This window comes from Devosia sp., assembly GCF_040509215.1.
GTDB lineage: Bacteria > Pseudomonadota > Alphaproteobacteria > Rhizobiales > Devosiaceae > Devosia.
Window position 1 is genome coordinate 1 of sequence record NZ_JBEVLL010000054.1, and the last position, 19,266, is coordinate 19,266.

Below are 19,266 nucleotides of genomic sequence, written 5' to 3' on the forward strand. Positions count from 1 at the left end.
TCGGCAAAATAGTTGCCGTCATGATGGGCAACGGGGCAGCGGATGATCTGGCCCTTGGCATAGCCACCGGTGAACGCGTTGTCGGTATTGGTGACCTCGAGCTTCACTTCGCGGCAGACGAATTTGAGCGAGGTGTTGCGCATCAGGGGCGCCCGGCAGCAAGCCAGCTTCGATCAGGATCTGGAAGCCGTTGCAGACGCCGAGAACCTTCGTGCCCTTGGCGGCGCGTTCGCGGACCTTGTCCATCATCGGCGAGCGCGCCGCGATGGCGCCGCAGCGCAAATAATCGCCGTAGGAAAATCCGCCGGGAATGACGATCAGGTCGACATCCGGGATGTCGGCATCTTGATGCCAAACGACGGCCGGCGCCACGCCGCCGATCTTTGTCAGCGCCGCGATCATGTCGCGGTCGCGATTGAGGCCGGGGAACACGAGGACGGCAGCTTTCATCAGATCACCTGAAGGTCTGTGGTGCAGCGGCGGAATAGGCTTTCTCTGCGACGTTGTCCACCATGCTTTGGTCCTTGCCGTAAACCCTGATCAGCAATTGCTTGCCATCACTCCACAACTGATAGGTAGCGGAGAAGTCACCGGTGGCTGTCCGGGCCCTTGTCTTGAAGCCGACGGCAGAGCTGAAGTCGATCCGCTTGGTGCCGAAATAGTCCGATTCGCCACCCATTTGCTGGGCATTGGCCTTGCCGATTTCGGTGTAGCGCTCGGCCGTCGTCTCGCCTGAACGGACGCGCTCACCGGTGCCGTCATCGTCGTGCACCTTCACTTCGAGCAACATGGTGCCTCCGGCGCAAGTTGTGCACATGCCGATGAAACCACCATCACGGGGCCCGGCAATCCAGTCAGGTGGCGCGACACCCTCGATGGTCAGGGATTCAAAGCTCGGTGCGAGAAAATCGGCGTAGGCGGCCGGGACTGCCAGGAGCGCGGCAGAAAGCGTAAGGCAGGCAAAGAGGCGGTGTCGCATCGGCAAGGCTCCGTCTGTTCGGTTGCCTTGCCGACGTAATCAACGGTTTTGACCGCTTCGTGACCTATTCGGCTGCGACCGGCTGTTGTGACTTCGATGAGCCCGTCGTGCCCGGGATATGGGCCCAGGCCGGACGCTCAAACAGGAACTTGCCGAAGCCAACCTTTTCCGTGATCCACCACAGCACCAGCGGCGAGCCGATGGCGATGACCATGATGATGAGGCTGACGAGGTTGGGCTCTTCGACACCGAGAGCCAGCAGCAGCGTGCGCGCAATGCCCATGGGCAGGACGAAGGCGACATAGACCACCAGCGATTTGGTGCCCATCCAGCGCAGCCAGTTCATCCAGGGAAGGCGAACAAACAGGGCCGAAGCGATACAGATCGCCACTGCACCGGCCAGCGCGGCCAGCAAATGAACGCCGGGCAGGGCGCCCCAGCCCATCTGAATATGCACGGGATCAAGACGGAAGCCCGGCGTGAAGACGAGGACGGCGTTGACCACGGCCCATGCCGCGAGCACTCCGAGAGCCGCGCCGATATGGCTGGCCGACCAATCCGCAATCCGGAAGATCTGCGGCGCGAAGACATAGCCGGCATAGAAATAGACGAAGTACGCGCAGAACTGGTCGATGAGATAGCTGCCGGTATGAACCGCCGCTATCTGCAGCACCGCGCCAACGAGCAGCGCCGCCCAATGCGGCACCTTGAACTGGTGCAGCAGTTTGCTGACGAGGCCGAAGACGCCAAGCATGTAGATGAACCACAGAACGCCATAGGGCTCGACGACCGCCCAGGCGAGATAGCTCAGAGCACCGACGGGATCGCGGCCGACAAGCGCCACCTTGAAGACGATGTGGATCACCGCCCAGAGCGCGTAGAAGTAAAAGTAGTGGACGATGCGCCGGTCGGCATAGGCGCGCCATGGCCGGTCGATGACCTGGCTCAGGAACAGCCCCGAGATCAGGAAGAATTCGGGCATGCGGAAGGGCATGGCAAAGGCGATGGTCCAGTGCAGGAAACCGGTCTGGCCGGTATCCTCGCCCACGCTCGATGCGCAATACATGATGACGACGAGAAAGATCGACAGGCCCTTGGCCATATCAACCCAATCAAGTCTTTGCTTGGCCACTTCCATTGTCGCGCTCCCATGCGATTTTGAGCGCACGGTAGCAAAAGCCTGACACCAGCCGGTTAAAGCAAGCAGTCAGCTTCTAGACAATTGTCGCAGTGGTAAGAAATGCCCTAAGGCCGGTCAGACCGGCACAGAGGCATAGGCTGCAAAGAGCAGGCCAAGCGAGGCGAAAAACATTACTGAGAGAGCAATCTGGGTCTTACGCATGTGCATACAGTCCTACGCCAAGCCCGGCGCGTCATCAGTTATCGCAATTAAGCGTTAATTAGAGATTTCGATCTGGTAATTTTCGATCACAGTATTGGCCAGCAGCTTTTCGCACATGCCGGTCAACTGTGTCCGCGCGGCTTCCACATCGGTGCCGTCGAGAACGAGATCAAAAACCTTGCCCTGGCGGACGCCCTTGACGCCGCCAAAGCCGAGGGAAGCCAGGGAGCCTTCGATGGCCTGGCCCTGGGGATCGAGAACGCCAGCCTTGAGCGTGACGGTAACGCGCGCTTTCATGGTGTCTTCCCGAAAATTACTGAACGAGACGCGGACCGGTGGTCAGCGCATTGTCGTTTTCAACGAGGATGCCGAGGCGCTGGGCCACTTCGCGGTAGCTTTCGACGAGACCGCCGAGGTTTTCGCGGAAGCGATCCTTGTCCATCTTGTTGCGGGTCTTGATGTCCCACAGGCGGCAGTTGTCCGGGCTGATTTCGTCAGCCAGCACAATGCGCATCAGGTCGCCTTCATAGAGGCGGCCACATTCGATCTTGAAGTCGATGAGCTGGATGCCGACGCCCATGAACAACCCGGTCAGGAAGTCGTTGACGCGGATGGCAAGGCTCATGATGTCGTCGAGCTCGGCCGGGGTGGCCCAGCCGAAGGCCGTGATGTGCTCTTCCGAAACCATCGGATCGTTGAGCGCGTCGTCCTTGTAATAGAATTCGATGATCGAGCGGGGCAACTGCGTGCCGGGCTCGAGGCCGAGGCGCTTGCAAAGCGAGCCAGCGGCATAATTGCGCACGACCACTTCAAGCGGGATGATCTCGACTTCCTTGATCAACTGCTCGCGCATGTTGAGGCGGCGCAGGAAGTGGGTCGGGATGCCCATGGTGTTGAGCTTGGTGAACACGAATTCGGAGATTCGGTTGTTCAACACGCCCTTGCCGTCGATGATTTCATGACGAGCGCCGTTGCCGGCCGTGGTGTCGTCCTTGAAATACTGGACCAGAGTGCCAGGTTCCGGACCCTCAAAAAGGATCTTGCCCTTGCCCTCATAGATTTTACGTCGACGATTCATGGGGGTTTCCGCTGCCGTGAAAAAGTGCACCGTTTAGGCGCGCTTCATGCGCCAGAATGGCACGGAATTGCAAGCTCTTTCGTGTCGGGCCAGTCCGCGTTGCCGCCTGACTGTGGTAACCGCCACACAAGGTCGCATCCCGTCTCTTCCCGTTGATTTGCTTAGCTCAACCGCCTATGTCGGTGGGGAACGGCCGGGCGACCGGCAGGCAAGCCATATGGGAGAGACCATGAGCGGGTTCGACGATCGTCAGAAGGGCCAGGAAGCCAAGTTTGCTTTCGATTCTGAGAAGAAATTCAAGGCCGAAGCACGCCGCAACAAGCTGCTCGGCATCTGGGCGGCTGAGCTGATGAGCCTTTCGGGCGACGAAGCCAAGGCCTATGCGGCCGAAGTGGTTGCTGCCGATTTCGAGGAAGCGGGCGACGAAGACGTGTTCCGCAAGGTCTCCGGCGATCTCAAGGCCAAGGGCATTTCCATTGGCGACGATGTGATTCGTCAGAAGATGGCGACCCTGGTTGCCGTCGCCAATGAGCAGATCGCCACTGAAGGCTGATCTGCCCGATAGTTGAGAATCGGAGGGAGCCGGCTTTGTCGGCTCCCTTTTTTTGTCTAGCCGATGGTGACGCCGGTCGCCTGATAGGCGCTCCCGTTCATCTTCCAGTGCACCGTTACCTTCTCGCCGGCCTTGAGGCCCGGGTCCTTGAAGGTCGCCGGCAACTGGTAAATCTTCCCGTCTGCCAAGGTCAGGGTATGGGCCTTGAGGTCGAACGCCTTGACCGTACCCGAAATGGACTGGTCGGCCTGCGAGGTCACCGCGGGTTTGGCCGCGGGCATTGCAGTCGTGGCCGCAAAAGCGGCGCCGGGTGCAACAGCAACAAGGGCAATGAGGAGGGGAGTGACGAACTTACGCATGATGTTCTCCATGCGATCTCTTTGCCGGTTTTCTGGAGCCGTCGCGTCGTGAATGCCTTCGTCATCCACCGGCGTTTCCAAACCAGCGGGGAGTGGTGTAGGTCCGCTCGGCTGCCTTCTCAAGTTAAGAAGATTTAATTCCGACGAGCACTTTTCCGTCTGAATTTCAGCGACTTAGGCGGAATTTTGGCGGATTCCCGGCGTGCCCGCCCAAGGTGTGGCGTCAGCCTCTGGTTACGCGTGTGGCCATGCCAATCGAGGCAGGCATGACCGGCTCGAAGCCATATTTGGCGTAGAGATGCTTCGCATCGCCGTCGGCAATAAGGCTGACATAGGCGCCGGCCGGGGCGTCGTTGTTCAGCTTGTCCATCAGTGCCGCCATGATGCGCTTGCCCAATCCCTGGCCCTGGTGGGCGGGCTCAACGGCAATATCGACGATCTGGAAGGCCGTACCGCCATCGCCGATAACCCGACCCATGCCAATGGCCTTGCCCTCGAACACTACGGTGACGGCGAACCAGCTATTGGGCAGGCCAATGCTGGCGCCTTCGCGCGTCTTGGGGCTCAGCCCCGCAACAACGCGCAGGCGCAGATAGTCGTCCACGGCCGGTATCTCGGCCACGAGAGAATAGGCGTCGGTCATAGCCGCTGCATCAACCGCGTAAACATCATGAGGCCCTCAGGCCAGGGGCCGTGCCCGGAATAGACGTTGATGTGTCCTGCATCGCCCGCCTGATGAAAATCCGAACCCCAGGCCGCGGCATAGTCTGCCGCGCGCTCCAGCGAACAGAATGGATCAGTCGAGGAAATCACCAGCAGCGAGGGAAAGGGCAGGGGATCGCGTGATACCGGCCCAAAGCACTTTGCTTCTTCCGGCACATCCGGATTGAGCTCGACGTCAGGGGGCGAAACCAGCAGCGCACCCTTCACCGCCCCTTCGGGGAATCGCGGCGCTGCCTGCACCAGTGCGATACAGGCAAGCGAGTGCGCCACCAGCACAACCGGCCGCTTGGCCAGCTTGACGGCCTCGATGATGGTGTCGATCCAGTCTTCCGGATCGGGCTCGTCCCACTCCGCCTGTTCGACGATGGCGGCTGTGGACATCTTTTCGGCCCAGCGCGTTTGCCAGTGGCCTGGCCCGGCATTGCCAAGACCCGGCAGGATCAGGATGTCGGTATCAGCAATCCTCATGCGCCGAAGACCCGACCAAAAATCGTGTCGACATGCTTGAGGTGGTAAGCGTCGTCAAACATGTCGTCGATCTGCGCATCGCTCAGGGTCACATCGGGATCGGCCTTGAGGTTCTGGGCAAAGAGGCCGGTGCGGTCGCCCCGGTGCTCCCAGACCTTCATGGCATTGCGCTGTACGGCCGAGTACGAATCCTCGCGGCTGTAACCAGCCTGGGTCAGAGCCAACAGCACGCGCTGCGAATTGTGGAGACCGCCAAGCAGATCCAGATTCTTGCGCATGTTTTCCGGATAGACGACGAGCTTGTCGATCACGCCAGTCAGGCGCGCCAGCGCAAAGTCCAGCGTTATGGTGGCATCCGGCCCGATCATGCGTTCAACCGACGAGTGCGAGATATCGCGCTCGTGCCAGAGGGCCACGTTTTCCAGTGCCGGCACCACCATACCGCGCACGAGGCGGGCGAGGCCGGTGAGATTTTCGGTAAGCACGGGGTTACGCTTGTGTGGCATGGCCGACGAGCCCTTCTGGCCCGGCGAGAAATATTCTTCGGCTTCCAGCACTTCGGTGCGCTGCAGGTGGCGGATTTCCACTGCGACGCGCTCGATCGACGAAGCGATCACGCCGAGCGTTGCAAAGAACATGGCATGGCGATCACGCGGGATAACCTGGGTGGACACCGGCTCGACCGAAAGCCCAAGCTTTTCTGCGACGTATTCTTCCACCTGCGGATCGATATTGGCAAAGGTGCCAATGGCGCCGGAGATCGCGGCCGTCGCGATCTCGTCGCGGGCCGCCGCAAGGCGAGCACGGTTGCGGGTAAACTCCGCATAGGCTTCGGCCAGCTTGACGCCAAACGTCGTCGGCTCGGCATGGATGCCATGGCTGCGGCCGATGGTGATCGTGTTCTTGTGCTCCATGGCCCGGCGCTTCAGCGCAGCGAGCAGGGCGTCGATATCGGCGAGCAGAATATCGGCCGCGCGCTTCATCTGCACAGAGAGCGTGGTGTCGAGGATGTCCGACGAGGTCATGCCCTGGTGCACGAAGCGGGCATCGGGCCCAACGATTTCCGAGAGGTGCGTCAGGAAGGCGATAACGTCGTGCTTGGTCGTGCGTTCGATCTCGTCGATGCGCTCGACGTCAAAGCCGTAGTCGCCCTTTTCCGCCTTGCGGGCGTTCATGACGTCCCAGATCTTATCGGCGCTTTCCTTGGGCACGACGCCGAGTTCAGCGAGCTTGCTCGTGGCATGGGCCTCGATTTCGAACCAGATGGCGAAGCGGGTTTCGGCCGACCAGTTGGCAACCATTTCGGGACGGGAATAGCGCGGAATCATGGGCTTAGCCTCGGCAGTTCAAAAGTGGAGTCAGGCGATACGGCCGGTGGCCGCGTCACGAATGGCCGCAATGCGGCCGGCATAGGTTTTGGGATCATTGCCGCCATAGACGGCAGAACCAGCCACGAGCACGTTGGCCCCGGCATCGACAACGGCCCGCGCGTTCTCGGCGCTCACGCCGCCATCGACCTCGAGATCGATATCGCGTCCGCCGATCAGCGCCTTGGCCTGGCGGATCTTGCTGATCGACTCGGGAATAAAACTCTGGCCACCAAAGCCGGGATTGACGCTCATGATCAACACGAGGTCGACATCGTCGATCACATGCTGGATCGCCGAAACCGGCGTCGCCGGATTGAGCGCCACGCCGGCCCTCTTGCCGAGGCCGCGAATGGCCTGCAGAGAGCGATGAAGATGCGGACCGGCCTCGGCGTGGACGGTGATGATATCCGCGCCGCCATGGGCGAAATCAGCGAGATAGGCATCGGTTGGCGCGATCATCAGGTGGCAGTCGAACACCTTGTCCGTCACGCCGCGGATCGACTTCATGATCGGCGCGCCGAAGCTGATATTGGGCACGAAATGCCCGTCCATCACGTCGATATGGATGTAGTCCGCGCCGCCCGCGACAATTGCCGAAACCTCGTCTCCCAGCCGCGAAAAATCAGCGGAAAGAATCGATGGGGCGATGCGCAGCGGACGGGTCGACATGAAGGAGGCACCTCATTTCCAGGCGATGATTTGGCTATAGGGCGGCCCGCTCGCCGGGGCAAGCCTAGCCTTTGGTTGGCATGGCTGAAACCGGACCATAGACTAGCCCAAGCAAAACCGAGGAGCAGACATGGCGACCTATCGCAGCTCGACACTTGCCGTCACCATCAATCGCCCGTGGCAAGAGGTCTACGATTTCGCAGCCGAGCCGGCCAATATGGTCCAATGGGCCGCGGGCCTCGGCAATGGCTTTGACGGCTCGGGCCTCGAATGGATCGCTCACGATCCCAGCGGAAATCCCATCCGCATCACCTTCACGGCCAGAAATCCATATGGCGTGTTCGACCACGACGTTCACGTAGACGGCCGCATCGTCCATGTCGCGCTGCGCGTCATGCCCAATGGCGACGGCGCCGAGGTGAGTTTCCTCCTATTGCAGGAGAACAGCATGACTGAGGAGGAATACCAGCGCGATGCCGCCGCGGTGCGGAAGGACCTGGAAACCCTCAAAACCATTCTGGAGAGGGCCGCATAGCTGTTGAAAAGGCAGAGCGCCGCGGGACTCTGTCATGTCAGGCAGTTCATATCCTCCAAAGCCTGTGCATGAGGACCTGCCATGGAATGGAACCGCCTTCTTTCCGAAGAGCGTCTGGGCGACAAAAAGTACGTCCCCCAGGTCAGCCGGTCGATTTTCGTGCAGGACCACGACCGCATCATCTTCTCGGAGCCATTCCGCCGCCTTGCCAACAAGACGCAGGTCCAGCCGCTCTACGAGCATGACCATGTCCATCACCGCCTGATCCACTCCATCGAGGTCAGCAGCGTCGGTCGGTCGATCGCCATGCGCATCGGCCATTGGCTGGCCGAGCAGGGGCATATCAACCCCGGCGACGAACATAGCCTTGCCAATATCGTGCAGGCCGCCTGTGTCGCCCACGACATCGGCAATCCGCCCTTTGGTCACTCCGGTGAAGACGCCATGGGCGCCTGGTTCGCCGAACAGTTTGCGGGGGGCAGGGGCCTTGCCTGCGATCTCGACGATCAACTGCGTCCTGAATTCACGGCCTTCGAGGGCAACGCGCAGGGTTTCCGCATCCTGACGCGGCTAGAAATGTACCGCAATGACGGCGGCATGCGCCTCTCAAAGGCGACGCTCGGCGCCTTCATGAAATATCCCGTGACTGCCAAGACCCGCGCTGCGGTCAAGGCTTCCGGCGATGCCAGCTATGTAGGCCTCAAGAAGTTCGGCGTCTTTAGCGGCGAAACCGCGCTCTTCGAAGACGTTGCTGCTTCCCTTGGTCTGCCAGAAGAGCAGATCGGGAACGAAAAATGGTGGCGCCGTCACCCATTGGTCTTCGTCGTCGAGGCGGCCGACGATATCTGCTACAACATCGTCGACATCGAAGACGCCTTCACCACGGGCGAACTGCCCTATGAAAAGGTCGTCGAAATTCTCGTCGACGCCGCCAAGCCGCGCGACGCGACCGCTGGTGATCGCAATCAAGCCGAGCATGTCGCCATGCTCCGCGCCATGGCCATCGGCAAGGCCATCGACAACTGCGTCGAGGCCTTCAAGGCCCACTATGCCGAGATCATGGCCGGCACTTTTTCTGGCGCGCTCACCGAGACGGGCGAAATGGCGCCCATCTTCAAGAACATGCGCCAGCTCTCGTCCGACCACATCTTCACCGCGCGCCGCAAAACCGAACTCGAAGTCTCCGGCCGCCGCATCATCTACAACGTCATGTCCGGTATTTTGCCGGTCTTTGAGGATCTTGCCGCGGTGGATTGGAAGGCTGATCGCATTGGCTCGCGATCGCAACAACTGGTGCGCGCTCTCGATCTCGACCTGCGCAACCTGAGCACACCCGCCGAAGCGCTGCATTCGCTGGCCGACTACACCTCGGGCATGACCGATCGTTATGCCCTGCGCATTTCCAAAATGCTTTCAGGCCACTAGCGCTCACATCCCTGCGATGCGACGGCAAGGCCAATTGCTTTATGCCGTCGTGGCGCTACACAGGTGCCGGACTTCGGAGCGTCGCCGTGGAATTCTCTCTGCCATTGATCATCGGTGCAGGCATTCTGAGCTTTCTCAGCCCCTGCGTCCTGCCGCTTGTGCCGCCGTATCTCACCTATATGAGTGGCGCCAGTTTCGACCAGTTGCGCGCTGAAGCCGACACTGGCGCGGGCAAGCTGACCTTCAAGGTCGCGATCACCTCGCTCTTCTTCATCCTCGGTTTTTCGGTGGTCTTCGTGGCGCTCGGCGCGACGGCGACCGCCTTTGGTCAGGTTTTCCGTCAGCTCCTGCCGATCATGACCCCCGTTGCCGGCGTCATCATCATCGCCATGGGCCTGCATTTCCTTGGGGTCTACCGCATCGGCTTCCTCGACCGGCAGATGCGCCACAATGGCCCGGGCGTCGCCTCCGGCCCGCTCGGCGGCTTCCTTCTCGGTCTAGCCTTCGCCATCGGCTGGACACCCTGCATCGGCCCCGTGCTCGCGGCCATCCTGTCCGTCGCTGCCAGCCGCGAAACCGCCTGGGAAGGTGCTTCGCTCCTCGGGCTTTATTCGCTCGGCCTTGGCATCCCGTTTTTCCTCGCCGGCATTGCCATTGGCCCGTTCCTCACCTTCTTCCAGTCCTTCAAGCGCCATCTGCACACGGTGGAAAAGGTCATGGGCGGCCTGCTCGTTGTCACCGGCATTCTGTTCCTCACCGGCAACTTCACCCGCATTTCCTTCTGGTTCCTCGAAACCTTCCCTGTTCTTGCAAACTTCGGCTGAGGCAGGGTTTCGTTAACCCTCGAAAACTTTCCGCAGGTCCGAGAACAATTTCTGCGTGATCTTCAGCCCCGATTTACTCCATTGCGCCAAGACTGTCGGCGTCATTTGGACGGGGAAGATGGACACGGCCAACCTGGGCAACCAGCCACTATTGCGCGCACTCGCCGAAAACGGCGAAGCGGCCGTTCTTCCGGCTGGCGTGTTTGCGCGTGCTGATGGCACAATGACCGCCCGTTGCACCCACGATATCGGTGAGGTCGAGGCCGTATGGCGCGCGCTGACATCCGACCTTGTCGAGTCGCCCGGGCAAAGTTTCGATTTCATCCGCCTATGGATCGGCGATCGCGGCATAGCGCCCGCGGATCAGTGCTTTGTCATCGGCGAAGTCGATGGCGAGCCGGTGGCCCTGCTGCCGCTGCATCGCCGCCGCCAGCTTGGCATCACCGTCTACACCTGGTTCCCGCGCTCCCAAGTCGGCTGCTACGCGCCGATTTCCGACTATCGCAAGCTGGCTTCGCTCGGTCCCGAAGGTCGGGCGCAGCTCTGGCAAACCATGATCGGTCAGCTCGGCGATGCCGATGCCGTCTATCTCCGCGCCATTCCGGGCGAGATCACCGGTTTCGGTGGTCTTTTCGATGAGCTGGGCAGTCCTCTAGCGGTGGACACCCTCTATCGTTCTGAATTCTCCTCCTGGGAGGAAGCCGACAAGCTCCAGCGTAGCCGCAGCCGTCGAAAGCACGACCGGCAGCAGGGCGATCGTCTCGCCGCGCTCGGTGATATCGATTTTGAGCTGGTTACCGATCCGGTGGCCGGCAAAGAGGCCATCGACGTCATGTTCCGGCAGCGCTCGGCCCGTTTCCGGACGCAGGGCATCCGGGACACCTTCGTCTGCGACAACCTTGTCGAGTTTTACCACAAGGCCATGCAGCCCGGCTCGGGCCTCGACATCCGCCTCCACGTTCTGCGCCTCAATGGCGAGATTGTCGCCGTGCGCTACAATGTGGTCCACGGTAACCGCATGTTCTGCCTCATCTCCTCAATGAGCGACGATCCAGCCATTCAGGTGGGTTCGCCGGGCAAGCAATGCCTGCTGCGCGTCATGCAGACGGTCTTCGATTCCGGTTTTGCCATGTTCGACATGGGCTCCGGCTTCACCGACGAAAAGCGCCACTGGTGCAATGTGCAGACCCCGCTCCGCCAGCACTATATCGGCCTCACGCTGAAAGGCCGGCTGTCTGTCGGCCTCCATCAGCAGTTCCAGAAACTACGCGCCCAGGCCAAGGCCAGCCCGCGGGTGAAGTCAGCGCTGCGCCACTTCCGCCAGTTCACCGACAAACTCTCTGGCCGCCAGCAGCAACAGCAGCAGCCGTCAGATTAGTTTCAGCCCCCGCATCGAGGCGTGCCCGGCGCGCCCGATGATGATGTGATCGTGGAGCGTGATCCCCATCTGCTTGGAAATCTCCGCGATTTCCCTCGTCATCCGCACGTCGGCTGCCGAAGGCGATGGATCGCCCGACGGATGGTTGTGCACGAGGATCAGCGCCGAAGCCGACAGCTCCAGCGTCCGCCGGATCACCTCGCGCGGATAGACCGGCGTATGATCGACCGTACCGACCTGTTGCACCTCGTCGGCAATCAGCCGGTTCTTCTTGTCGAGAAACAGAATGCGAAACTGCTCGACGCTCTCATAGGCCATGGCGCTGCGGCAGTAGTCGATCAGTTCGGACCAAGACGACAGGATCGGCTTTTCAACGTCGATCTGGTCACGCCCAAAGCGCTGCGCCACGGCCTGCACCACCTTGAGATGGGTAATGGACGTATCGCCAAGCCCCTTGACCTCGGCCAGCCGGGCAGGGGACGCCCCGAGCACCTCGGAAATCGACCCGAACCGCGCCAGCAGGTCCTTGGCCAGCGCCTTGGTGTCCTTCTGCGGCAGGATCATGTGCAACAGCAATTCGAGCAGTTCATAGTCGGCAAGCGCATTGCCGCCCACGGTATTGAACCGTTCACGCGCCCGCTCGCGATGCCCAAGATAATGCGGCTTCATCGGCGCTTCCGCCATGCCGCCGGCTCTGCTCTCGGGCTTGTCGCTCAAGACTACTTCCGTGTTGCGAGTGGATTGAAGAGGCCGCCGGGCGAGAGCGTGAAAATCTCGTGGCCAGTTTCGGTAATGCCGATCGAGTGTTCGCACTGCGACGACAGCGTCCGGTCGCGCGTGACGGCCGTCCAGCCATCCGACAGGATTTTGACGTGCGGCTTGCCGAGATTGATCATCGGCTCGATCGTGAAAATCATGCCCGGCTTGAGCGGCACGCCCGTTCCCGGCGTCCCGAAATGCAGAATATTGGGCTCGTCATGAAACAGCCGCCCCACGCCATGCCCGACAAAATCGCGCACCACGCTCATGCGCTCGCCTTCCGCCACAGCCTGAATGGCCGCGCCGATATCGCCTGTCGTATTGCCCGGCTTCGCCGCCGCCAGCCCCGCTTCAAGGCTCGCATAGGTCACTTCGATGAGCCGCTCGGCCTTTCGCGAAATTTCACCCACCGGATACATCCGGCTCGAGTCGCCATACCAGCCGTCAACGATCAGCGTCAGGTCGACATTGACGATATCGCCCTCGCGCAGCCCGCGTTCGTCGGGGATGCCGTGGCAGACCACGTGATTGATCGAGGTACAGACCGAGTGTCGATACCCCTTGTAGAACAGCGTCGCCGGCACCGCGCCATTGTCGCGGGCAAACTCATAGGCAATCTGGTCCAGCTTTGCCGTCGCAACGCCCGGCTCGACATACTCGGTGAGAATATCGAGCGCCTGCGCAGTCAGCGCTCCTGCCTTGCGCATGCCCGCAAAGCCTTCCTCGCCATGAAGCGGGATGACACCGGGGGTACGGCGAGATTTGGCTGAAGCGTCGACGTAGGTAACCATTGAGGACTCCGAGGGAATGGAACAAACCTAGTCAGTTGCACGTCTGATTGAAAGGGCCTCCAGCTTGACGGGAGGCAAAGGCAGGGGCATTGCTCCTAGTGCTCACTGAAGCGGAAAAATCCATGTCGACCCAAACTCGTGTGACCGCCGGCCTTCTGGTAATCGGCGACGAAATCCTTTCCGGCCGGACCAAGGACGTGAATATCGGCGCCGTCGCCGATTTCTGTACCGATCTCGGCATCGATCTCACCGAAGTGCGCGTCGTCAGTGACGTCGAAGAGTCGATCGTGGAGGCCGTCAACGCCCTCCGCCAGCGCTACACCTATGTGTTCACGACCGGCGGCATTGGCCCGACGCATGACGACATCACCGCCGACGCCATCGCCAAGGCCTTTGGCGTCGCCCTGCCGATCAATGCCCAGGCCCGCGCGATGCTCGAAGCGCGCTGGAAGGAAACCGGCACCGAGGTCAACGAAGCGCGCCTGCGCATGGCTCGCATTCCCGAAGGCGCCGATTTGATCGTCAATTCCGTCAGCGCTGCCCCCGGCTTTCGCATCGGCAATGTGCATGTCATGGCCGGCGTACCCGTCATCATGCGCGCCATGCTCGAAGCCCTGACGCCCACGCTCAAGGGCAGCAAGAAGGTACAGTCCATCACGGTGAAAGCTGCCGTTGGCGAAGGCACGCTCGGCGGCCCGCTCGGCGCGCTGCAGAACGAATATCCCGACGTGAAGATGGGTTCCTATCCCCAGATGGGGAAGGATCGCGTCATGACTGAGCTGGTCCTGCGTTCTTCCGACGAGGCCCTCTTGGCCGAGGCTGGGGAAAAGGTCCGCGCCATGGTCGCTGCGGCCCACGCCAAGGCCGGAATCGCGCCTCCCGACGGGGAATGATTGGCGTCGGGCCCGTCCTTTGATAAGGACGGTGCCCAAACCGAATTTTTGGCGCCCGCCGCCCCTCCGGAGATCAATGCGTTGAGCAATCCCAACCAGAAGTCGTTTCCCGTCACCTGGGACCAGTTTCACCGCGATAGCCGCGCGCTCGCCTGGCGCCTCGCCGGCATGGGCACCTTTGACGCCGTAGTCGCCATCGCCCGCGGTGGCCTCGTTCCGGCCGCCATCGTCGCCCGCGAACTCAATATCCGCACGGTCGAAACCGTCGCAGTAAAAAGCTACGACCACCAGAATCAGAGCGGCATCAAGGTTCTCAAGGAAATCAGCCAGCCCGTCCTCGACATCGTCAAGAACGGCGGCAAGATCCTTATCGTGGATGACCTCGTGGACACCGGCAACACCGCCCGCGTCGTCCGCGAAATGCTCCCCGGCGCCCACTTCGCCACCGTCTACGCCAAGCCCAAGGGCCGCGAACTGGTCGACACTTTTATTACCGAAGTTAGCCAGGACACCTGGATTTTCTTCCCCTGGGACCTCGACGTCGCCTACGTCGCCCCCATCTCCGGCGGCACCGACTGATCTATCCCGCTTATCCCCGCCCCAACCGGCCATGAGACCCTGCCTCCGCATCAAAGCGGGGGTGGGATATGGTTGGACTTTCGAAGAAGCTGGAAGAGAAGCGAGCCAAGCTCGCGCAGCTGATCGAGCGCAAGGCGTTTGACGCCTATTTCCGGCACGGCGTGGTGCCCGACGATATGCAGCGGCTCGCCGAGACCGCAGCCGACGACCAAAAATTCCTCGACCTTTGCGCCGGCCTCTCCATCAAGGCCCTCCCGGACGGTCGTCCGACCAACCACTACACCTGGCGCACAGCTGGCGACGATCGCGTCCGCCACACGCACGCTGCCCTTGAGGGGCAGGTCTTCGCCTGGACCAACGCTCCATCAGAAGGACACCCCGGCACCACGCCCAACTGCCGCTGCTGGGCAGAGCCGTACTATGGCAACCCGGCAATCCCGGACGCCTTTCTCCAACTTATTTCCGAACGACACGTTTCCAACGACCCGTCGGAGCTTTGGGCCAGCATCGAGACGCTGACGCGACCGGATGGGAGCGTAGCCGCCTCAAGCGTGGTGATGAGTGATGGCACGACCATCGGCTCCACCTTTGCCGGTCAGAGCGTCTCGCAGCACGCCGCGATGCCAGGCGATACGTTCTATCGGTACATTCGGAGCGGCGAGGCCCGTGAAGCTTTCGCGGGTCGAGACGGACAAGTTCTTGCAAGTGTTGCTTGGCTCAGAGGCACTCTGACCCGCGAACTCCTAGTTCCTCCGGCGTCGGGCCCAACGCCGATGCCCTTGGCGGAGCCTCCTAGCTTCCCGGGTGAATCATCACTGCTCCAATCGGCGACGTCGCCTTTTGCGATCATGATGCGTGGGGCGACCGCCATCTACAACATGGCAACGGCGGCGCCGGGACCCATGGGCGTCGGTGGTGGCGATCTCTCGGTCTTGGCTTTTAAGATCTGGACCGGCACAAACGCAGGCAGCAGTATTGGCGTCACTCAGGAGGCGCTGACGCAGCAGCAGGCTGCACAGATATGTCAATCGTTGCCAGAAGTTCAGGCGTGGACCAACGAAGCCGGAGCGCTGATGCTGCCCCAGCGCACATCCATGCGGCCATCTGAATGGGGCACCAGAATTCACACCTTGGTTCACCTGCGAGTTCAGGCGCTAAAGGCGGCGCTTCCGGCCAAATATGCAAACATCTACTCGGAGCTAACAGTAATGGCGGGCCGAGACAGTACAGAATTTGGTGGTCCCGTATATGCACAGGCCGGAACCAGCCGTCTTGATGTGGTGGAAAAGGTTCGTCCCAATCTATATTGTGTTATGGACATAAAGGCGGGTACGGCTGGACTAACTCCTACGAGAATTCTGGAAATTTTGAGCAAGCTACCAATAGGCGTGCAGGTCTATATAATGGAGGTGCGACCGTTCGAATGACCTCTGCCGCCGACGTAAAGCTCTTTGTACAGCCGTTTCTAGCGAGGAACGAAGACTTCGTGTTCCAGCGGCGGGAATTGATACGTTTGCCCATAAGGCACGTAATGACCGGATTTGTCATGGATAGAACGTCATCGGTGACAACCACCCGCCCAAACTGGTTTGCCGCAATTCGGTTCGGCCCGCCCCCTTGGTTTGACGGTGGAATTGGCGGCCTTATCGATAGCGCGGCGGGTAACGTTGATGACGCAAGCTACCCCACTCGGCTCCTCGCGGAACTTGAACGTACTACGACAGATATACTCGACAAGGTCGGTTCCATTCAGGGAATTCTCGACTATCCGTGGGTGCCCATCTTCGGTTCCGGGATTCGTCCACAAACGAAGGCAATTCTTCTTGCCGCCTTGGGCCGATTTGCGGAGGCTGAAGTGATTCTGGCGGAAGCCGTCTCGCTTGATCGAACCATGATTGACGGTAGACGCCGTCAAATGCCGGAGTTCTTCCGGACCGGGAGCAAGCGCTGGCAAAGAATGACTGCCGAGTGCGACCAGCTTGAGGAAAGACTGAAGCACCTTGAGGAGCTGCTCGTGCCGCTGAGACTTCGCGAGCCCGCCGCGATCGGCGAGGTCCTCCATAGGTGGGAAGGGTTGTCGACAAAGGCCCGCAAGGTGGAGCGATGGTGGCAACCTTCGCCATTTCCATTCGAGAGAAAATAGCCGAACCTCCGAGGCAGCCTGACCGCGTGATTGTTCTTCAGATCGGAGTCCAATGACGACCGCCACACAAGTCGCCCAGTTAGCCTCGGCGTTTCTCCAGCACTACCCTGATTTTGTCTTGGAAAAGCGTGAGATTTTTCGGATTCCGGTTCGCCACCTTGTGGTGGGCTTCTCGTTTGCTCCGCCTCACTACAAGGGCCATGTTGACCTCTATTGGCGGGTCAAGTTCCTATTCTCCCCGCCGCACTTTCTAGTTGGGATCGGTAGGCAGATCGACGGGGCGAACGGCTTTTTCGGGGAAGACCAGACTTTGCCGGCTAGGTTGCTCAAAGAGATGGAACGCGCTGCGAGCGAAGTAATCGTATCGGGTACGTCGCTCGACAATATCCTGTCGGTCCAGCAGCACATCAACGCTTCTGTGGGGATGCCCTACCCGAGCCAGGCACTAATGTACGCTGCGCTTGGCAGATTCCTTGAAGCCCGCGCTGTTGTAGAAAAGTACCTCGACCTGAATTGGGCGGATGCCAATGCCTACGGTACGCCTCCGTCGGTGGTCCTTGGCTCCAAACAGTGGGAAAAACGCCAGAGGTTCAAGGTCCAATGGCTTGAGAACCTCCGAAACCTCGATGCCCTCCGCGTGATGCTCGCGGAGGAAGACCCGGCCCCCATCGCGGCGCTCTGGCACGAATGGGAAGCGATGACCGTCAAGGTCTTAGAACTTGAACGCTTCTGGGAGCCTTCCCCGTTTCCATTCGAGAGCAAAATAGCTGGGGCGGGCAGCCCATCATGACAACTGCTGCGGAAGTAAGAAGGTGGCTGAAGCCGCTCCTGAAGCAGCATCCAGAACTTGTGCTGGTCGGTCGTAACCTTATCATTCCACCAGTCCACCACATCCTGCGGGGTATCTTTTTTGATGCGTCGTGGGACAAACAGCTTTGCCGACCGATCTGGTACGCCGGCGCAATGTTCATGTGCAATTCTGAGAGCGACTCCCCGCCGTTCGACATTCATGAGCAGTATTCTCTGAAACGGTCCAACGAAGATAACTTTCTCTCGTACGTGACGGTCAAGACCGAGGAGGTTCTCCAATTCGATTTCTCGCGGGTCTATACGGTTGAGCAGTACATCAACTTTAGTAAGGACGCTGAGGTGGAAACCGATGGACGAAATAGTCGCATCATTCCCCATCGGCCCTTTCACTATGCTGTCGCTCTCTCGGCGCTGAGCGATCTGGACGCTGCGGAGCAGAAGATAGTAGCGGCGGCAGCTTGGTGGGAGAGGGGCTCGATTGCGGCCGCACGGCAAGCGGAAGAGTGGCGTGCCAAAGGTGCCGTCGCCATCGCCCGCGATACTGAACGAACGGCCATCAGCGATGGAGTAATGGCGCGCCATCTGGGGGCCCTGCGAGACCTCGTGCAACGCCGGGACCGCTCCGGCATAGGAGACCTTCTGCGGTCCTGGGAGTTCGAGCGGGCAAAGGCACTCAAGATCGATCATCTCTGGGAGCCGACGGCGTTTCCCGTCGAGATGAGCTAACCCCGCTTCACGCCCAGCCAAATCACATGTCGCGCGCCCTTGCCGCCGCTGCGTGCCCGCACCTTCACCTCATCCACCGCAAAATCCGCAACAGCCAGCCGCTTGGCGAACGGCGCGCTTGAATGCGCCGACCACACAGCCAACACCCCACCGGGGCGCAGTGCCGCCCACGATTTCCTCAGCGCCGCCAGCCCATAGAGCCGGTCGTTCTGCTCCCGGCTCACCCCATCCGGTCCATTGTCGACATCGAGGAGGATGGCGTCGTAAGCCCCTTTGCCCGCAGCGATCACCTTGCCGACATCGTCATTGATGATCTTCACCCGCGGATCATCAAGGCAGGTGCCAAAAACCGGGGTCAGCGGACCGCGCGCCCAGGCGATGATCTCGGGCACGAGTTCCGCCACGACAATCTCGCTATCCGCCCCAAAACACCCCAGCGCCGCGCGCAGGGTAAAACCCATGCCGAGCCCGCCGATAAGAACCCGCGCCTTCGCCCTGCCGCCGATGCGTTCGGCGCTGAGCGTTGCGAGGGCCTCTTCCGAGCCGCTGAGGCGGCTGTTCATCAGCTCGTTGGTGCCGAGCATGATGGAGAATTCGTCGCCGCGCTGCATCAGTTTGAGCTGCGTCTTGTCGCCCGGAACATTTGCCGTATCGAGATGTATCCACGGTCTCATGAGCGTCTCGAAACTTGCAGTGGGGGATGGTGCGGGCGACGGGAATCGAACCCGTACAGCGTTAGCCGAGGGATTTTAAGTCCCTTGTGTCTACCAGTTTCACCACGCCCGCTTGGCTCGGTGGCCCGTGTTTGTCACAAGGCGATGCGCAAGACAATTGTGCCCAGACGATTCTCAACCCCGGAGAC

Annotated in this window: 24 protein-coding genes and 1 tRNA gene; 11 read left to right on the forward strand and 14 right to left on the reverse strand. The window is 60.7% G+C overall.

The genetic code is table 11. From position 1 onward, the window contains the following. Positions 1 to 18 precede the first annotated feature (18 nt). The 5 genes from ABW043_RS02845 to purC all read right to left on the reverse strand — a co-directional run bounded on the left by ABW043_RS02845 (position 19) and on the right by purC (position 3,399). A complete protein-coding gene (locus ABW043_RS02845) occupies positions 19 to 450 on the reverse strand; it encodes a phosphoribosylformylglycinamidine synthase subunit PurQ (RefSeq protein WP_353919729.1) in 432 nt (143 codons plus the stop codon). A 4-nt stretch (positions 451 to 454) separates the two neighbouring features. Continuing rightward, positions 455 to 979, reverse strand: coding sequence for a hypothetical protein (locus tag ABW043_RS02850; RefSeq protein WP_353919730.1), 525 nt, complete (start codon positions 977 to 979; stop codon positions 455 to 457). 64 nt (positions 980 to 1,043) lie between these two features. Next, a complete protein-coding gene (locus tag ABW043_RS02855; RefSeq protein ID WP_353919731.1) occupies positions 1,044 to 2,117 on the reverse strand; it encodes an acyltransferase family protein in 1,074 nt (357 codons plus the stop codon). Between the two features lie 258 nt (positions 2,118 to 2,375). Further along, positions 2,376 to 2,618 carry a phosphoribosylformylglycinamidine synthase subunit PurS gene (purS, locus tag ABW043_RS02860; protein ID WP_056307425.1) on the reverse strand — a complete coding sequence of 81 codons (243 nt, stop codon included), beginning with the start codon at positions 2,616 to 2,618 and terminating at the stop codon, positions 2,376 to 2,378. A gap of 16 nt (positions 2,619 to 2,634) precedes the next feature. After that, positions 2,635 to 3,399 carry a phosphoribosylaminoimidazolesuccinocarboxamide synthase gene (purC, locus tag ABW043_RS02865; RefSeq protein ID WP_353919732.1) on the reverse strand — a complete coding sequence of 255 codons (765 nt, stop codon included), beginning with the start codon at positions 3,397 to 3,399 and terminating at the stop codon, positions 2,635 to 2,637. A gap of 229 nt (positions 3,400 to 3,628) precedes the next feature. On the opposite strand from purC, the gene ABW043_RS02870 reads away from it, so the two are divergent. Next, entirely contained in the window at positions 3,629 to 3,952 is a 324-nt protein-coding gene (locus ABW043_RS02870; RefSeq protein ID WP_353919733.1) for a DUF1476 domain-containing protein, read from the forward strand. 56 nt (positions 3,953 to 4,008) lie between these two features. Here ABW043_RS02870 and ABW043_RS02875 read toward each other — a convergent pair whose 3' ends face one another. From ABW043_RS02875 to rpe, 5 genes are all read right to left on the reverse strand, one after another. Further along, a complete protein-coding gene (locus ABW043_RS02875) occupies positions 4,009 to 4,311 on the reverse strand; it encodes a DUF1344 domain-containing protein (protein ID WP_353919734.1) in 303 nt (100 codons plus the stop codon). 223 nt (positions 4,312 to 4,534) lie between these two features. Then, complete coding sequence (locus tag ABW043_RS02880) at positions 4,535 to 4,954, reverse strand: GNAT family N-acetyltransferase (RefSeq protein ID WP_353919735.1); 420 nt, start codon at positions 4,952 to 4,954, stop codon at positions 4,535 to 4,537. Next, the gene (locus tag ABW043_RS02885) at positions 4,951 to 5,502 is read right to left on the reverse strand and encodes an RBBP9/YdeN family alpha/beta hydrolase (protein ID WP_353919736.1); all 552 of its coding nucleotides are present in this window, start codon (positions 5,500 to 5,502) and stop codon (positions 4,951 to 4,953) included. The genes ABW043_RS02880 and ABW043_RS02885 overlap by 4 nt, the downstream gene beginning before the upstream one ends. Continuing rightward, the gene (purB, locus tag ABW043_RS02890) at positions 5,499 to 6,830 is read right to left on the reverse strand and encodes an adenylosuccinate lyase (protein ID WP_353919737.1); all 1,332 of its coding nucleotides are present in this window, start codon (positions 6,828 to 6,830) and stop codon (positions 5,499 to 5,501) included. Before purB ends, ABW043_RS02885 begins: the two co-directional genes overlap by 4 nt. Before the next feature lie 30 nt (positions 6,831 to 6,860). Further along, entirely contained in the window at positions 6,861 to 7,541 is a 681-nt protein-coding gene (gene rpe / locus ABW043_RS02895) for a ribulose-phosphate 3-epimerase (RefSeq protein WP_353919738.1), read from the reverse strand. A gap of 130 nt (positions 7,542 to 7,671) precedes the next feature. Between rpe and ABW043_RS02900 the strand changes: the two genes are divergently transcribed. From ABW043_RS02900 to ABW043_RS02915, 4 genes are all read left to right on the forward strand, one after another. Next, entirely contained in the window at positions 7,672 to 8,076 is a 405-nt protein-coding gene (locus tag ABW043_RS02900; RefSeq protein WP_353919739.1) for an SRPBCC family protein, read from the forward strand. A gap of 81 nt (positions 8,077 to 8,157) precedes the next feature. Next, a complete protein-coding gene (gene dgt, locus ABW043_RS02905) occupies positions 8,158 to 9,501 on the forward strand; it encodes a dGTP triphosphohydrolase (protein ID WP_353919740.1) in 1,344 nt (447 codons plus the stop codon). Positions 9,502 to 9,587: 86 nt separating this feature from the next. After that, positions 9,588 to 10,325 (forward strand): cytochrome c biogenesis CcdA family protein, encoded by a 738-nt coding sequence (locus ABW043_RS02910; RefSeq protein ID WP_353919741.1) that lies wholly within the window; start codon positions 9,588 to 9,590, stop codon positions 10,323 to 10,325. A gap of 118 nt (positions 10,326 to 10,443) precedes the next feature. Next, complete coding sequence (locus tag ABW043_RS02915) at positions 10,444 to 11,703, forward strand: GNAT family N-acetyltransferase (protein WP_353919742.1); 1,260 nt, start codon at positions 10,444 to 10,446, stop codon at positions 11,701 to 11,703. Here the strand turns inward: ABW043_RS02915 and radC are convergent. Both radC and map read right to left on the reverse strand, forming a co-directional pair. Next, entirely contained in the window at positions 11,695 to 12,387 is a 693-nt protein-coding gene (gene radC, locus ABW043_RS02920; RefSeq protein WP_353919749.1) for a RadC family protein, read from the reverse strand. The two genes, ABW043_RS02915 and radC, sit on opposite strands and share 9 nt — an antisense overlap. 35 nt (positions 12,388 to 12,422) lie before the next feature. Beyond that, on the reverse strand, positions 12,423 to 13,253 hold the full coding sequence (gene map / locus ABW043_RS02925) for a type I methionyl aminopeptidase (RefSeq protein WP_353919743.1): 831 nt from the start codon (positions 13,251 to 13,253) through the stop codon (positions 12,423 to 12,425). A gap of 122 nt (positions 13,254 to 13,375) precedes the next feature. Here map and ABW043_RS02930 point away from each other — a divergent pair, with 122 nt between their 5' ends. The 6 genes from ABW043_RS02930 (at position 13,376) to ABW043_RS02955 (ending at position 18,404) form a co-directional block, all read left to right on the forward strand. Beyond that, entirely contained in the window at positions 13,376 to 14,146 is a 771-nt protein-coding gene (locus ABW043_RS02930; protein ID WP_295411696.1) for a competence/damage-inducible protein A, read from the forward strand. A gap of 72 nt (positions 14,147 to 14,218) precedes the next feature. Further along, positions 14,219 to 14,725 carry a xanthine phosphoribosyltransferase gene (gpt, locus tag ABW043_RS02935; RefSeq protein ID WP_449396932.1) on the forward strand — a complete coding sequence of 169 codons (507 nt, stop codon included), beginning with the start codon at positions 14,219 to 14,221 and terminating at the stop codon, positions 14,723 to 14,725. Between the two features lie 68 nt (positions 14,726 to 14,793). Then, positions 14,794 to 16,152: a phage minor head protein gene (locus ABW043_RS02940; RefSeq protein WP_353919744.1), complete on the forward strand. Its 1,359-nt coding sequence runs from the start codon at positions 14,794 to 14,796 to the stop codon at positions 16,150 to 16,152. Next, complete coding sequence (locus ABW043_RS02945; protein ID WP_353919745.1) at positions 16,149 to 16,868, forward strand: hypothetical protein; 720 nt, start codon at positions 16,149 to 16,151, stop codon at positions 16,866 to 16,868. The genes ABW043_RS02940 and ABW043_RS02945 overlap by 4 nt, the downstream gene beginning before the upstream one ends. A gap of 52 nt (positions 16,869 to 16,920) precedes the next feature. Next, positions 16,921 to 17,658 (forward strand): hypothetical protein, encoded by a 738-nt coding sequence (locus ABW043_RS02950; RefSeq protein WP_353919746.1) that lies wholly within the window; start codon positions 16,921 to 16,923, stop codon positions 17,656 to 17,658. Continuing rightward, on the forward strand, positions 17,655 to 18,404 hold the full coding sequence (locus ABW043_RS02955) for a hypothetical protein (protein ID WP_353919747.1): 750 nt from the start codon (positions 17,655 to 17,657) through the stop codon (positions 18,402 to 18,404). Before ABW043_RS02950 ends, ABW043_RS02955 begins: the two co-directional genes overlap by 4 nt. On the opposite strand, the gene ABW043_RS02960 is transcribed toward ABW043_RS02955, so the two are convergent. Together ABW043_RS02960 and ABW043_RS02965 are read right to left on the reverse strand one after the other, a co-directional pair. Next, on the reverse strand, positions 18,401 to 19,078 hold the full coding sequence (locus ABW043_RS02960) for a spermidine synthase (protein WP_353919748.1): 678 nt from the start codon (positions 19,076 to 19,078) through the stop codon (positions 18,401 to 18,403). The two genes, ABW043_RS02955 and ABW043_RS02960, sit on opposite strands and share 4 nt — an antisense overlap. 27 nt (positions 19,079 to 19,105) lie before the next feature. Next, positions 19,106 to 19,190: transfer RNA gene (locus ABW043_RS02965), tRNA-Leu, on the reverse strand. Positions 19,191 to 19,266: the final 76 nt, after the last annotated feature.